Origin of the sequence: Aequorivita aurantiaca, assembly GCF_030410135.1 — a bacterium.
GTDB classification, from domain to species: Bacteria; Bacteroidota; Bacteroidia; order Flavobacteriales; family Flavobacteriaceae; genus Aequorivita; species Aequorivita aurantiaca.
In genome coordinates this window covers 204636-221430 of sequence record NZ_JAUGQQ010000005.1, presented here as the reverse complement: position 1 = coordinate 221430, position 16795 = coordinate 204636, and the positions used below count along the sequence as shown (strand labels likewise).

The 16795-nt window shown below is 40.6% G+C and carries 12 protein-coding genes; all 12 read left to right on the top strand.

The features are described 5' to 3' along the window. The coding region (locus QRD02_RS09875) for a T9SS type A sorting domain-containing protein (RefSeq protein ID WP_290254779.1) at positions 1–258 on the top strand (258 nt) is incomplete at its 5' end. A gap of 464 nt (positions 259–722) precedes the next feature. Continuing rightward, positions 723–1298: a cob(I)yrinic acid a,c-diamide adenosyltransferase gene (locus QRD02_RS09870; RefSeq protein WP_290254778.1), complete on the top strand. Its 576-nt coding sequence runs from the start codon at positions 723–725 to the stop codon at positions 1296–1298. Between the two features lie 162 nt (positions 1299–1460). Continuing rightward, entirely contained in the window at positions 1461–1682 is a 222-nt protein-coding gene (locus QRD02_RS09865; RefSeq protein WP_014782927.1) for a DUF2795 domain-containing protein, read from the top strand. 164 nt (positions 1683–1846) lie between these two features. Beyond that, the gene (secA, locus tag QRD02_RS09860) at positions 1847–5206 is read left to right on the top strand and encodes a preprotein translocase subunit SecA (RefSeq protein WP_290254777.1); all 3360 of its coding nucleotides are present in this window, start codon (positions 1847–1849) and stop codon (positions 5204–5206) included. A gap of 96 nt (positions 5207–5302) precedes the next feature. Then, on the top strand, positions 5303–5779 hold the full coding sequence (locus tag QRD02_RS09855; RefSeq protein WP_290254776.1) for a DUF4199 domain-containing protein: 477 nt from the start codon (positions 5303–5305) through the stop codon (positions 5777–5779). Positions 5780–5925: 146 nt separating this feature from the next. After that, positions 5926–6585 carry a DUF1579 domain-containing protein gene (locus QRD02_RS09850; RefSeq protein WP_290254775.1) on the top strand — a complete coding sequence of 220 codons (660 nt, stop codon included), beginning with the start codon at positions 5926–5928 and terminating at the stop codon, positions 6583–6585. Positions 6586–6728: 143 nt separating this feature from the next. Further along, complete coding sequence (locus tag QRD02_RS09845; RefSeq protein WP_290254774.1) at positions 6729–8288, top strand: helix-turn-helix domain-containing protein; 1560 nt, start codon at positions 6729–6731, stop codon at positions 8286–8288. 4 nt (positions 8289–8292) lie between these two features. Beyond that, the gene (locus tag QRD02_RS09840; RefSeq protein ID WP_290254773.1) at positions 8293–9402 is read left to right on the top strand and encodes a tetratricopeptide repeat protein; all 1110 of its coding nucleotides are present in this window, start codon (positions 8293–8295) and stop codon (positions 9400–9402) included. A 189-nt stretch (positions 9403–9591) separates the two neighbouring features. Continuing rightward, entirely contained in the window at positions 9592–12249 is a 2658-nt protein-coding gene (locus QRD02_RS09835; protein ID WP_290254772.1) for a YCF48-related protein, read from the top strand. 309 nt (positions 12250–12558) lie between these two features. Continuing rightward, a complete protein-coding gene (locus tag QRD02_RS09830; RefSeq protein WP_290254771.1) occupies positions 12559–14082 on the top strand; it encodes a helix-turn-helix domain-containing protein in 1524 nt (507 codons plus the stop codon). 2 nt (positions 14083–14084) lie between these two features. Next, positions 14085–15209 carry a tetratricopeptide repeat protein gene (locus QRD02_RS09825; RefSeq protein WP_290254770.1) on the top strand — a complete coding sequence of 375 codons (1125 nt, stop codon included), beginning with the start codon at positions 14085–14087 and terminating at the stop codon, positions 15207–15209. Between the two features lie 183 nt (positions 15210–15392). After that, positions 15393–16691, top strand: coding sequence for a T9SS type A sorting domain-containing protein (locus QRD02_RS09820; RefSeq protein WP_290254769.1), 1299 nt, complete (start codon positions 15393–15395; stop codon positions 16689–16691). Positions 16692–16795 lie beyond the last annotated feature (104 nt).

Below are 16795 nucleotides of genomic sequence, written 5' to 3'. Positions count from 1 at the left end.
GGGCCTGCGCAGGACCTGGGAAGCGTTTCGCTTTATCCGGTGCCGACCAAGCACCTCCTGAACGTTGGGAACCCCCAGAACCTTGAGCTGGAGAGTCTGCAGATATTCGACCTTCGCGGAAGGCTTGTGCAAAGGGCAGACCTGAGAGGGATGGGATCCAAGAGGACCCTTGACGTTTCAACACTTGGCGCGGCGGTATATATGGTCAGGATCCAGGGACAAAATGGAACCACCACCAAGCGATTGGTAAAGGAATAGTAGATTCATAATTGTTATTAGTTAAAATGGAATCCGTCCGGCAATTTATGCCGGGCGGATTTTTTTATGTTGTTTCATTAAATAAGTTTTAAATTAAATGGAACAGATAGCCATCTGGAATTTTTAATATACTAATTTTACACTTCCCACTCGCTGTTTTATCTTTGACTTATGAACCTTGACCTTTCAAATCCAATTGTGTTAATAATTGCTGGAATTCTTCTTTTGGCAATTCTTTATTTTTGGAACAAGCGCAACTCACGCAACCAACGGGAACGCAGAAACAAAAATTTTAGAAGCAGTTATTACGAACGCAAAAAACAACGGGAGAAAGAGAGCGGAAATTAATCAGTTTCAGGTTTAAGTACTACAACTCAGTCTTCTCGCTTTTATGGGCATTTTAAAAGAGATATTTGTAAATTTGCTCGAAACCCGAAACCCCACATTCAAACCTCAACCTCGAAATGAAAATATACACCAAAACCGGCGATGCCGGTACAACGGCACTTTTTGGCGGCACGAGAGTTCCCAAGCATAATATTCGGATTGAAAGTTATGGCACCGTAGACGAGCTTAACTCCTATTTAGGTTTAATTCGCACTCAAGAAATTGATGAGCGTAGTAAAGAAATTTTGGTTCATATTCAAGATAGGTTATTTACATTAGGCGCAATTTTAGCCACGGATCCGGCAAAGGCAATGCTGAAAAGCGGAAAGGAACGACTCAATATTCCCAAAATAAAAGAGGAGGACATCGTCCTTCTCGAAAATGAAATGGATCGAATGAACGACACCCTGCCACCGATGACCCATTTTATTTTGCCGGGAGGGAACACCATCGTGTCATCTTGTCACATAGCGCGTACAGTTTGCCGCCGTGCCGAACGCCGCGCCACACTTTTAAATGAAAATGAACCCATTGACGAGCGGGTACTAAAATATTTAAACCGTTTATCTGACTACCTCTTTGTGCTGGCACGAAAGTTGTCCAAAGACACCAACGCAGAAGAGACGCAATGGATTCCGGAGAAACTGGGTTAAAAAGTTATTGGGTTATTGTGATAGCAGATTTTTAAGCGTTATAACCCTCTGTAAATCAAACAAAAACAAACGTTCTTTAAAATATAGCAGAAATAATTTGGATTTTACTTGACTTTTTGATCTAAAAAATTACTTTTGCAGAAAATTAAAACCTAAAGTGCTATGTACTGGACATTAGAATTGGCATCCTACTTAAGCGATGCGCCCTGGCCCGCAACCAAAGATGAATTAATTGATTACGCGATCAGGACCGGTGCTCCACTGGAAGTAGTGGAAAACCTTCAGGCAATTGAAGACGAGGGAGATTCTTACGACTCTATTGAAGAGATCTGGGCAGACTACCCAACGGACGACGATTATCTTTGGAATGAGGATGAATATTAATCCCCAATTTTTGGGGTACAATTAAAAAATAATATAAAAAGTCTCTTTTAAGAGGCTTTTTTTATTTAAACTAAATTAGCAATAGTAGGTCGAGTACAAACTTGACCTAAAACTGAAATCGACCAAAAGTGTTGCCTTGCAACATTTCAAAATAAAATTATATCATGGGAATATTAGATAATGTATTAAAAGTCTTTGTAGGCGATAAATCGAAAAAAGACATCGGCCAAATACAACCGCTCGTAAATGAAGTAAAAAAACACGAAGAGGCGATTGAGAAACTTACCCACGATGAACTTCGCGCCAAATCGAATTTCTTTAGAAAGGAAATAAAAGACGCCCAAAAAGAAATTCAAGACCAGATCGATGCCCTTGAAAAACAATCAGAAAACGAGGAAGATATCAATAAAAAGGAAGATTTCTACAACCAGATTGACAAACTAAAGGACGATCGTTATGAAGTTGAAAAAGCGACCCTAACCAAAATACTTCCCGAGGCATTCGCAGTGATGAAGGAAACTGCCAAGCGCTTCAAAAACAATGAAACAATTACGGTAACCGCAAGCCCGTTTGACCGTGAAATATCGGCCAGTAAAGACTACATAACCCTTGAGGATGACAAAGCGATTTGGAAAAACAGCTGGGATGCCGCGGGAAAACCGATCACTTGGGATATGGTACACTATGACGTTCAGCTTATAGGGGGAATTGCACTTCACGAGGGGAAAGTTGCCGAAATGCAAACAGGAGAAGGAAAAACCTTGGTTGCCACGCTTCCAATGTACTTAAATGCCCTCGCCGGAAATGGGGTGCATCTTGTTACCGTGAACGATTACCTCGCCAGGCGTGATAGCGCATGGATGGCGCCACTGTTTGAATTTCACGGGATGACGGTGGATTGTATTGACAACCACAAACCAAATTCCGCGGCACGAAGAAAAGCCTATTTGGCCGATATTACCTACGGAACAAACAACGAATTCGGTTTTGATTATTTGCGCGACAACATGGCCCATGCACCAGATGATCTTGTGCAGCGCCCGCACCATTATGCCATTGTGGATGAGGTGGATTCCGTATTGATTGATGATGCACGAACGCCGCTTATTATTTCCGGTCCCGTGCCCGAAGGTGACCGCCACGAATTCAACGAACTTAAGCCGAAAATCAACAACATTGTTGAAGTACAAAAAAAATATTTAAACGGAGTATTGGCCGAGGCCAAAAGACTTATAAAAGAAGGTGACGAAAAAGAAGGAGGTTTCCAATTGCTTCGCGTGTATCGCGGGTTGCCGAAAAATAAGGCCTTGATCAAATTCCTTTCGGAAGAAGGTGTTCGGCAGATTCTTCAGAAAACCGAAAACCATTATATGAGCGACAACAACCGCGAAATGCCCAAGGTTGATGCCGAACTTTACTTCGTTATTGATGAAAAGAACAATCAGATAGAACTCACCGATAAAGGGGTGGATTATCTTTCTGGGGAAGGCGATCCGGATTTCTTCGTGATGCCCGAAATAGGCACCGAAATAGCGAAGATTGAAAATAAGGGACTTTCCAAGGAAGATGAAGTAACTGAAAAAGAAGAACTGTTCCGCGATTTCTCTATTAAAAGTGAACGCATCCACACGATGAACCAACTTTTGAAGGCATACACTCTTTTTGAAAAAGATGACCAATACGTGGTGATGGAAAATAAAGTGCTGATTGTGGACGAACAAACCGGCCGTATTATGGATGGTCGCCGCTACAGTGACGGGCTTCACCAAGCAATTGAAGCGAAGGAAGACGTGAAGATTGAAGCAATGACGCAAACCTTTGCAACCATCACGCTTCAGAATTATTTCCGAATGTACAATAAGCTTTCCGGAATGACGGGAACTGCGGTAACGGAAGCTGGTGAACTCTGGGAAATCTATAAGTTGGATGTGGTTGAAATTCCTACCAACCGCCCTATTGCCCGCCACGATCGCGATGATAAAATCTATAAAACAAAAAGAGAAAAATACAACGCCGTAGCGGAAGAAGTTACCGCACTTTCAAATGCAGGACGACCTGTTTTGATTGGTACCACTTCCGTGGAAATTTCGGAACTATTGAGCCGTATGTTGAGCATTCGGAATATTCCTCATAACGTATTGAACGCGAAACTGCACAAACGCGAGGCCGATATTGTTGCCGAAGCTGGAAAATCTGGTATTGTTACCATAGCCACAAACATGGCGGGCCGTGGTACGGACATTAAATTGAGCGACGAAGTGAAAAAAGCCGGCGGACTCGCTATTGTAGGTACCGAGCGCCACGATTCACGTCGCGTGGACAGACAGTTACGCGGACGTAGTGGACGGCAGGGCGATCCGGGAAGTTCACAGTTCTATGTTTCTTTGGAGGATAATTTGATGCGCCTCTTCGGAAGTGAGCGAATTGCGAAAATGATGGACAGAATGGGCTTGAAGGAAGGCGAAGTTATTCAACATTCAATGATTTCAAAATCTATTGAGCGGGCCCAGAAAAAGGTGGAAGAAAACAACTTCGGAATACGTAAAAGATTGTTGGAATATGATGATGTAATGAATGCGCAACGCGAGGTGGTTTACAAACGACGATACCATGCATTGTTTGGTGACCGTCTTCGGGTGGACATTGCAAATATGATTTACGACACCGCAGAAGTAATTGCGGAAAGCAACAAACTGGCGCAGGATTATAAGAATTTTGAATTTGAATTGATCCGCTTCTTCTCCATGAGCTCCCCTATTTCCGATAAGGAATTTGAAAAAATGGATGCCCGTGAAATTGCAGGCAAGGTTTATAAGGCCGCCTATCTGCACTATCAAAATAAAATGGAGCGCAACGCTGAAATGGCGTACCCGGTAATCAAAAATGTTTATGAAACGCAGAAGGATAAATACAAACGAATTCTTGTTCCTTTTACCGATGGCGTAAAAACCCTAAACGTGGCCACAGACCTTGAAAAAGCGTATGAAACCGAAGGGAAGCAATTGGTAAATGATTTTGAGAAAAATATTACCCTCGCCATAATTGATGATTCATGGAAAACGCATTTGCGAAAAATGGACGAGCTGAAACAATCTGTTCAACTTGCGGTGCACGAACAGAAGGATCCGTTGCTCATTTATAAGTTTGAGGCTTTTGAACTTTTTAAAGCAATGATTGAAAAAGTGAACAAAGAGGTTATATCATTCCTTTTCAAAGGTGAATTGCCGCAGGAAAACCAGCAGCAAATCCAGGAAGCGCGGGAGGTGAAACGCAAGGAAAACCTGAACGAGCAAAAAGACGAAATCCCAAATATGGACGAGCGTTCCGCACAAGCGCGCGCGGCTGGAAATACACAACCGCAACGCCAGCAGATAACGGAAACCATTACCCGCGAGCGCCCAAAAATTAACCGTAACGATAAAGTGACGATCAAACACGTGATGAGCGGAGAAAATAAGGAGATGAAGTTTAAACAAGCCATTCCACTGCTCGATAAAGGCGATTGGGTTTTGGTTGATGAGTAGTTTGGTTATGAGTTATGAGTTAAAAAAAATCCCCTGCTTTTGCGGGGGATTTTTTTGTGAAAAAGCTATCTTTAATTCGCATAAAATAAAACGAATATGAAAAAAATATACATCGAATTTAAATGGGCTATCATTTTTACCGTCGCTTTACTCTGTTGGATGCTTTTCGAGAAAACAATGGGCTGGCACGAGGAACAGATTGCAGACCATTGGTGGCTGACCATGTTTTTTGCGCCCATTGCAATTTTGATGTATTGGCTGGAAATGCGGGAAAAAAGAAGGCGAGCCTTTGAGGGTAAAATGACTTGGCTGCAAGGCTTTCTATCTGGTGTTATCCTGAGCGTATTTGTGGCGCTTCTTTCGCCCTTGGCCCAATTTGTTACCCATAATTATGTGACACCGGAATACTTTAACAACGTGATTGAATATTCCGTGACCAACGAAATGATGAGTCGGACCAAGGCGAATGATTATTTCAACATAAACAATTATATGTGGCAGGCGGCTTTTGGGGCGCTGGGATTTGGGGTTTTACTTTCGGCAGTTGTTGCCATTTTGGTTAGAAGAAAGTAAAGGGGCAGGATTATTGTTTTTCAATTTAAAACTAAGGCGATTCCAATTCAGATTTTAAAACCCTCATTTGGAACAAACTACTGCCTTGGATGTTGAGATTTTTTCTACATTAGCAGGTAAATTCAACCTATAAAATCCAACATATTATGAAAAATCTATTTTTAGCAGCATCCGTACTTGCGCTTTGTTTATCAGCGTGTAAAAATGAAAACAAAGCGACCATGGAAACTGAAACCATTATGGCGACCGACACTACCGCAACTGCCACGGACAGTATTGAAACGACAGAAACACCTATGGATTCCGTAGCCATGCAAAAGGCTTGGGAAGCTTACGCAACCCCCAGCGAGCCGCACAAAATGATGGCCGAGGACGTTGGCAATTGGAACAATGAAATGACCTTTTGGATGGGCGAAGGCGGAGAATCCGTTAAAGCTACCTCAACGGCTGAAATAAATATGATTCTTGGAGGTCGCTACCAGGAAACGAATTACAAGGGAAATGTAATGGACATGCCGTTTGAAGGAAAAGCTACCACGGCCTTTGACAATGCCACCAAAGAAACGGTCTCCACATGGATTGATAATATGGGCACGGGTATGATGGTGCTGCGTGGAAAATATGATGACGCCACCAAGGCTATCATTTCCAATGGAAATATGGTGGACCCTATGACAGGAAAGGAGCGACAGGTGCGCGAGGTTTTTACAATTGTTGACGAAAATACCCGCAAAATGGAAATGTTTGAAACCGTGGCTGGAGGATCTGAATATAAAAGCATGGAAATTGTTATGAAAAGAATTTAAATAGCTGCTTTATATAACAATTAAAGCTTTTTGCGAAACCTTGTTGATAATATTTCAACGAGGTTTTTTTATTGAAATCTCCCTCATAATACGCTTCAAAATTTAACTTTATGTATCTTGGGGCATTGTTATCTCTATACAAAATGCGTTTTTATTTCTTAATATTTTTTATTGCCCAAATAAGCATAAACAGTAATGCGCAAGACTTTGGCGATTATAAAAATATGTTATCCAACGCTGAAGCGATTTTATACACACAACCCCAGGCAGCCATAAAAATTGCTAACCATGTGTTGGAAAATTCTGCAAATAAAGACCAACGTGTACAGGCACATTTATTAAATACGGTGGGATTTTACATTACTGGAAATTTTGAAAACGCCGTAAAAGCAGGTGTGCAGGCCAAAGTAATTGCAGAATCCACAAAAAATTTACCCCTCCAGTTAAGGGCAACAGTAACCTCAATTCCCATTTTAATGCATCTGGGGTTGGACGTGGTGGCGCAACAATATTATATCAACACTATTGTGCTGGCAACGGCAATCAATAATGAGGATGCCCAAAAATATATCTACGCCGGCAAGGCGCTTCTTGAAGCCAATAAAAATTTACAGGAGGACAATTGGCAACAAGCGAGTGAACAGTTTAATCTCGCCAAAACCAATTTCGAAAAAATTCCCGACCCGGTCATGGCGATTGAAACTACGGTTTCAATTGCAGAAATTTTTCTAAAACGCAACGATACCACAGCTTCAAAAGAATATTTCGAAAATCTATTGGCCAAAACGGGCGGCGAACATCCCAATAATTATTTGGAAATGGTGTTACGCAACCAAATGGGCAACTTATATTTTATTCAAAAGAATTATGAGAAGGCTTTGGAATCGTACCAAACGGCGCTTAAAATAGCAACACAATTTGAAAACCACGCTTACCAGGCGCAGATTTCAGAAAATCTGTCATCGGTATATTTAGCTTTAAAGAATTCCGATCAATTTTATGCTTTTAAAAAAGAGGCGCAGCAACTCGACACCAAAACTGAAATAGCGGAAGACCAAGGCGTAAACGCAATTTATAATTACGTTAATACCAACCATACGACAAAAACCGAAACGTTGAAAAAGAATTATGCGCAGAACATTTGGATATTTTCAGCTATTTTGGGATTCATTATTATTCTTGGTTTGCTTCTTAGGTTTCGATACCGAAGCAGATTCAAACAATACCAAAAATTCATTGCCTACAATGAAAACAGGGAAAGACCGACCGAAGAACTTCCCACCAAAGAAATTTCAAAAGGTCTAAATATTCCTGTGGAAACAGAAAATCTTCTTGTAAAGAAATTGGCCCATTTTGAAAATTCGAAACAATTCACAAAACAAGATATGTCCTTGGCGCTATTGGCGGCACATTTGGATACGAATACAAAATATCTTTCAGAAGTGATTAATACCCATAAGGGTAAAAATTTCAATAGCTATATTAACGAGTTGCGTATCAATTACATCATAGACAAGTTAAAGAATAACCGAACTTATTTGCAGTATAAAATAAGTTATTTGGCCGAGGAGAGTGGGTTTTCATCGCATAGTAGCTTCGCCACCGTTTTTAAATCAGTCACCGGAATTTCGCCCACCGTTTTTATTGATTTGCTGAAATCTTCCAAAAAATCTCCCAAGCACGTTTATGAGGAAGTTGAATAGGTATATGGCTCCAATAATGTTGCTGGCATTCATCTTTTGTGCGCCGATTGCTCATTCGCAAAAGGAAGTGGATAGCCTTTTACAACTTGCCAATAAGCAGATTTATGAAAACCCCGATGCCGCCATCCATCTCGCGCAACAAGCCTATTCCCACCCATCGATTACCTTACGAAATAAAATAAACACGTTATTGGCAATATCCACGGCGTATTCCTCACAACGGGACTACGAGAAATCTTCGGAATACATTGTTCAAATAAATGATCTCATTCCAACAATTACGGATGAAATTCTGAAAATGAACATTTTAAACAGAATTGCTGCCCATTACCAAGAATTGCAGATTCACGACAAAGCTTTGGAATATCTTGATGCAGCTTTGCTACTAATTGAAAGCTACCCGGTGAAAGATTCGGTTCAGTCTTTTTTGGGTTATAATTCCATTTTGCGAGGGTTTATTTATCGGGAACAAACAAATTGCGACATTGCCCTAAAATACTTTGATGATGCAATAATTGCATTCAATAAGGCAACGGAAAAACCACATGTAATGAATGCCAACTTAAGCATTTGTTACTACAACAAAGGCAATTGCCTGCTTTCCCTCAATAAGGTTGAAGATGCCAAGGAATGCTTTTTAAAATCTATTGACCATGCAAAGATAATAGACGCAAAAAGCTTGATAGCCTTTGCCCAAAAAGGCCTTGCGGAAACGGAATCTGGCAAGGGAAATTATAAAGAAGCGATTGCGTTACTCACCAATGCGCTGGCCATTTCCAAAGATGTTGGCGACATAGTTTTGAATAGAGGCATTTATCAAGGCCTGGCCAACAACTATCTTATTTTGGGCGACTGGGAAAATTATTCGCGCTATCAAGAGAAATATTTGGCAATAAAAAAGGCGAATAAAATTTCGGGTCGGAAAACCATTAACCAATCCCTTCTAAATTTAACTGAAGCAAAAGCGGAAGAAATAAATGAAATCCATAGCATTTATAAACCCATTCAAATCATCTTCATAATTTCCATATTAGCTGCACTTTTTTTTCTGGTACGTGTTATTTTAATATGGGAAAAACAGTTAAAAAATCTGGAAAACAAATTGAAGAATTAGCTTTTCCATCCATTTTATTTCTTCATTCCCTAAAATTTATAAATTAGAAGCAAAGCTTTGTCCTTAAAGGCTTTAAGTGGTTTTTTCGCTTTTAAAATTCACGAAATTCAAAAGATACTTCCTTTTATTAGAGTATTTGCGCACTTATTTTAGCCTTCAGAAAATGCAAATCAATTAAAACTTATTTCAATGAAAAAAATTATTATTCTTTTAACGGTGTGCTTGTACGCTTTGTGCGCCGAAAATGTAATGGCCCAATTTATTGTGAAGCCTACTTTTTTTGAAACCCAAGGGGTCTCCAATGATGGTACAGTTTCTGGATATGAAGCCCAGGCGGGTCCATATTCCATTTGGAATCCAGACACCAATATCTTTCAGCAAATTGGAGGTGCAGCACCCGGATTGGGCGTTGGCGGAGCCGCACGCTTTTCTGGCGACGGCAATTTACTTTCAGGAACAACCTATGAAACTACTACCCTTCCAACCGAATGGGAAAAAATGAATACCGGTTACAATTATATTTTCACCGGCATTGATTTTCCAGACAATCAAAACTCAACCGGTTACGCCTCTGGCCAATCCACCACCTATAATGGAGATGGAATTGTTATAAGAACTTATGACGGCGGAGAAACATGGGAAGAATTGTGGACGGGTGCCAACCAAGGTATAGAAGGTATGAGCTTTCCAGATTCGTATACCGGCTATGTTGCGGGATGGAGTGCGTATGCAGCCAAAACAAACGATGCGGGAAATACTTGGACCACAATGACACCCGGAAATGATATTTGGTACTACACCGATGTAGTTTTCAAGGATTGGCAAAATGGAATAATTGGTGCATTCCCCAACAGCGCCTCGGGAACTATTTATTACACTTCCGATGGTGGTTCCACTTGGACCCAAGCTACCGGTGTTGATGCAATTCCCGACCAATTGACTTATGTGGGCGGTGATACTTATTTTATGATATCAAATGGAGGTACTATCCAAAAATCCATAGACAATGGTGCCACTTGGACTACCGTACTATCGGGAGCCGGAGTATTGGCGGGAATTGAGTTTTATGATATGAATACGGGTTTTGCCGTAGGCGATGATATTGTACTAAAAACAATCGATGGCGGAGCCACTTGGCAAACAATAACGGTAGCCAATAGCCCCGGACCTATCTGGCGCGATGTAGCTTGGCTGGATGCAGATCATGTTACTCTGGTTGGAACTCCCGAGGTAATTTTTTCTTCTGAAGACGGTGGCCAAACCTGGCCCATCAATAATTTGGGAACTTCAACCTTTAATGAAGCTTTATATGAAGTGATTTATACAGAAAACGGAACTGGCTATGTGTTCGGCTCGCAAGGGGTCATGTTTAAAAAAGAATCTACGTCCAATACCTATTCTGTTCAATCCTTGTACAATGTCGCGAATAATGAATGGACCGTACTTGGCAGTTTTAATGTTTCTGTGGATGGAAACTTAAGTTCCGGCTATAACATTTCGGAAGACGGAAGCACGGTCGTTGGTAGTGCGTATGTTGAACCTACCCCCGGCGAACCTGGAATTGCGGTTCACGCAACAGCGTGGACAGCAGCAGACGGCCTAGTTGATTTGGGCAGTTTATACTCAAATCTAAACCGAAGCACCCGCGCAAATGCCGTTAGTGGTGACGGAAACGTAATTGTAGGGTGGCAGGATTTCAACGGACCGTGGAAATCTGCAGTGTGGCGAAAGGATGCCCATGGCAACTGGCTGCCTAATGAATATCTATTATTAGACCCGAATGGCGACCCAACCGATGAATATAACCAATTGGGTGAATGCAGCGCCATCTCTGCCGACGGTAACTGGATTGGAGGCCGTGGTGATTACGCAAATAATGGCGAACCGTGGATCTGGAGTGAAACTACAGGATATATGTCCTTGGGCACTTTGTCCCCGGGCAGTACTGGAAACGTTACCGGAATAAACCACGATGGTACGATGGTAATTGGCTATTTCCGAATTGGACCCTGGGACCCAAATGTTCCGTTCATATGGACTGCAACCGGCGGGTTACAGGAATTCAATTCCTTTGTGACCGATACTTTGGGCTATACTATGGACGCAAGCCCAATTTGGGTTCCGAATTCTATCTCCTTTAACGGGGAATTTATAACCGGATGGGGATATGATCCAACCATTGGCCCATGGGGTGATACTTTCACATATAGAGTGCAACTTCCAGCAGTTCCCACCAATGATGACTGTGTTGAGTCAATAGCTTTAGCTTGTGGTGATTTGGTTACCAGCTCGACCATTTTTGCAACCAATTCCGGAGGAAATGCTTCGCCGGATGTGTTCTATTCATACACTGGTAATGGTTCGGCTGAAACCATAACCTTAAACGCTTGTGGACCCGATACTAATTTCCCAACAACTGTGAGGGTTTATAGTGATTGCAACCTAACAAATCAAATTGCATTTAACGATAGCTCCTGCGTAAACCAACCGGAATTGTCTTTTGAATCTGACGGAACAGGTACGTATGTTATAATGATTGAAGGATATGATGACACAAAATCCGGTAACTTTCAGCTGCTTTTAACTTGTGGAACCATTGGTATCGAAGAAAGCCAAATTGAAGGTGTGGCTTTATATCCAAATCCGGTGACCGATGTGCTTCAAATAACCTCCAATACCGAATTAAATTCCGTAACCATTTTCAATGTGAATGGGCAACAATTATTGAATAAGGAAATAAATGGCGTGAATGGAGAACTAGATATGTCAGCACTTACAACAGGCATCTACTTTGCCAGAGTAACGGCAAACAATGCAACCGAAACTTTCAAAATCGTAAAAAATTAATAGTTAGTAGTAAATTTTTTCATAGTTAAATTTTGGATTTTGGATGGACCGTCCACCTTCTTTTTTAGGTGGGCGGTTTTTAAAATGAAAGTTTAAGATTATTTTTTTTTGAATTAATTGCCCCACAAATTGTGCACTTCCCCAGCAAACCCCTTTTCATTCTATGAAAAGGGGTTTTGTATTCAGTGGAATTTTTGAAGTGATATAAGTAGTAGTTTCACAAATTTTTGCTAGGCTTTTCAGGCATTGTAACTACTTTTACAGCTTGAAAAGTACGTAGGAGGCATGAGTAGGGTTTGCACATTTTTAATGCTGTTCATTTTCGCAGTTTCAATTGCACAGGAAGATAATATTTCCAGTCTATTGGCCCAAGCGGAAGATGTGCTGTATTCAGACCCCCAAGAAGCGATCCGAATTGCGGAATATATTTCAGAAAAATCCAATAGCCAGGCGGATTTGTTCAAGGCAACCTACCTGCTTACGCGCGGCTATTATATGCAAGGAAGATATAATCTGGCCTTAAAAAAAGGGTTACAATCTGCCGATGTAAATTGGAACGGTGCAGATGAAACGCAAATTGAATTAAATATTCTTCTCTCCAAAATTTTGAAAGAACTGGAAATTGGATCCCTCGCCAACTATTATTCTATCCAGGCTTTGGATTTATCGGATAGAAATTCTGATACTAAAATTAAAAACTGGGTAAAGGGAAAAACTATTCAATATTCCTTAAATACGGCACAAATCGATAGTTCAGACGCTAATTTTGGCAGAATTTACAAAGCGAAAGCGCTGCTGCAAAACCAAATGGCAAACGACGACGGTCAGCAAATTGGGAATATTGATTTGGATCTAGCAGAAATGCATCTGCAACATGCCCAGTTAGATTCTGCTCGAAACTATTTGTTGTCAGCTTTCCGACAGAGCGAAAAAAAGAAGCCTGGCAATTATTTACAAATGAAAGCGCTGTTAAAATATGGCGATTTCCTTCACCAAAAAAATGAACACGCCCGGGCAATAGACACCTTAAAAGTGGCAATGAAACTTGCGGAGAAATTCCCCAATCTTTCCGAGCAAATAACAATTGCAAATGCGATTGCCAAAAATTACCTCGAAATTAAAAATCTCGAAGCCTTCAATGAATTTAAACAATTGGCCGACGAACTCAACAACACCCGCGGCGACTTTGAACATGAATCGGTTAATACGGCTTATAATATTTTTAATGAAAACGAAAACCAACGGCTCGATGCCCTTCGGTCCAAAAATAGATTCCAGCTATTAGTTTTGGGCGCGGGACTGCTGCTGCTGTTGCTGATTTTAGGGCTCACCGCATTAAGATATCGGGCCAAAATTGGGCAATACCGGAAGTTTATAGGCTATTTGGAAAAACGAAAAGAACCAGTTACCGCGCCCGCCCCATTCAAACCCGAAGCTGTAAAAACCTTGAATGTTCCGAAAGAGGCCGAGCAGCAATTGCTTACCAAATTGGATGATTTTGAACAATCGTTGAATTTCACAAATAAGGATATTTCCCTTTCTAGAATGGCGCTGCAGTTTGAAACCAACACGAAATACCTCTCGGAAATTATAAACACGCATAAACAGAAAAACTTTAATAGCTATATCAATGAATTGCGGATCAATTTCATCATTCAAAAATTAGAAAATGATCCTCAATATTTGCAGTATAAAATCAGCTATTTGGCCGAGGAAAGCGGATTTTCCTCCCATAGCGTTTTTGCCACTGTATTCAAATCCGTCACAGGCATCTCCCCCACCACATTTATAACATTATTGCGAGACAAACAGGAAAACGCCTTAGCCATTTAAAAATGAAAAATATAACAACATACGCTCTTTTCTTTTTAATGGGAAGTTTAATGCTTTTCGGGCCAATGCTGTGGGCACAGCAACAAACTGATAGCATCATTGAATTCGCACGGCGGCAGATTTATGAAAATCCGAACTTGGCCATTGAAACTGCGGAAAATTTATTAAAGGAATCAAATTCCATTGACATTAAAGTGCGTTCGCTTATCATTATTTCCACGGCATATTCCTCCAAAAGAGAGTATGAAAAGTCGCTGGAATATTCCCGAAAAGCTATGGAAATGTTTCCAAAAATAACGGACGTGCAATTGAAGATTAATTTGCTTAACCGGATTGGGGGGCAATATCAAGAATTGAATGTGTATGACAGGGCCTTAACTTATCTGGACGATGCTTATACCTTGTTAGGCACCCTTCCCGAAAGCACTGAAAAATCGCAGAGTTTGGGTTTTAACCACTTAGTACGTGGGTTTATTTATCGGGAACAAATGAGTTGCGAGATTGCGCTGGACTATTTTAACAGTGCTATTGCGGCCTATCAAAAAATTCTAATTGAGGTCCCCGTAAATTCGAACCTCAGCATCGCTTTTTATAATAAAGGAAACTGTTTGTTGGTGATTGACAAAATTAACGAGGCCGAAGAAAGCTTTTTACAGTCCATAACTTATGCGGAAAAAAATAACGCCAAAAGCTTGATTGCCTTTGCCCAAAAAGGATTGGCCAATGTTTATACGATGGAAGGCCAACACACGGTAGCCATACAACTACTATTAAACGCCCTTGAAAATTCCGAGAAAGTGGGCGACAAAATATTGAACCGATCCATATATACCATGCTTGCCAACAATTATTTGGCCTTGGGCGATATTGAAAATTATGAAGTGTTCGAAAACAAAAGCCAGACAATTCACGATGAAATCATCAAAACGGAGCGCAGAACCATTGATAAGTCAATCTACAATTTAATGAGGGTAAATTCGGAAAAAGTGGAGAACCTCAACAACACAAATAATATATACAAGATTGTATTGATTGTATTAATGAGCGCCATAATTTTAATATTGGCGCGCTTTATTTTTTCTTCGGAAAAGACCCTGAAAGCACTTCGAAAGGAATTGAAGTTTTAATATTATTCAAAAAAAAAGGATTTCCCATTTTATTACATTATTAAATTGCTCTTGACTATCAGTATTTTATAAATTAAAATCTATAGAAATTCCGAATTCCGAAAGGGTGTTTCTTTTATTATAGCAGGATAAAATTTACTTTGCGGCTCCAAAATTTTACTAATTCTATTTAAATAATTTAAAATGAGAAAAATTACTTTTTTTGCGAAAAGCACTCTTGCAGTCTGCTTTTTAATTGCTGCCACAACGGCATCCGCACAGGTTGAATTGAAAGTACTCACCGACATGGGCACACGTTTCAATGATGTAAACGATTCAGGTTTCGGCGTTACCGTTTATGACTATTATGATTTTGAAACAAACACACTTATGCCACTCGAGCCGGAGGCGGTGATGGTACAGGCTGTTAATAATGATGGCAATGTGGCCGGATTTATGTTTTATGATGAACCTAATTTTATTTTACAGGCAGGATATCGAAAAGATGGAGTGTGGAACGCAATTGGTTTCACACCAGAGCAAGACCCTATGAATTTTGATGAAAATACCACATACGGTATTTCGCCAAACAGCCAATACATAACCGGCCAATCTAGTGTTGGCAATGATTACGGAGGTTTTCTTTTTGACACTGTAACCCAAGAATTGATAATTACATTAGATCCCGAAGGAGAAGCCAGCGCTTCCTATGCCGTAAATGACAATGGAATTATGGTGGGCTGGGTTGACCGTCCCGATGGCGGCGGTACCCTTCGCGTGCCCGCTTATAGAACTTTGGATGGTGAATATCATTTCATTCCCGAGGGCCAGTTACCTACACTCACTGGAATAAATTCCATCAGCGACATAAACAGTAGTGATGTAATGGTGGGCGATTTTGATAATAAACCGTTTATTTTTGATTTGGCCTCAAATACCTTTACAAGCTATGATGCGCCAACTGGTGCCAACTCTGCAGCTTTTACCAGCATTTCTGATGATGGCGTTGTGGTTGGCTTCGCCGATGTGGATTTTCAAGTTAGGGATGCAATAATCTATCACCCTTCTTTAGGAACACAACCATTGTTTTTAAAGGATGTATTGGCTGATAATGGCATTACCGTCAATTCACCCGACGGACTTTTGGGCACGGCTATTTCAGTTTCCCCAAATGGAAAATATATTGCAGGTTGGCTAAACGGTCCGCCACCATTTGCCGAAGGTTGGATGGTTTATCTTGATGATCTTCTTTTGGGAACAAACAACATTGCGCAAAACACAGTTTCATTTTATCCAAACCCTGTTGAAAATATTCTTCATTTAAATTCAAAGGAAGCGATAGATTCAGTTTCAATTTACACAGTTACGGGTCAAATGGTGACAAATGTTTCATTCAACGAAAACAATAGTCAACTTGATCTTTCAAGCTTGTCCATCGGTGTTTATCTTGTGAAAGTGAGTAGCAATGGCAATGTAGAAAATTTTAAGATCGTAAAACAATAAACTTTCCTCAATTTATATACGCGCAATGCGCAAGCCCCTTTTCAATTTTGGAAAGGGGTTTTTTTTGAATATGAATTTTAAAATTAAGGGAAAAAGTAATTTTC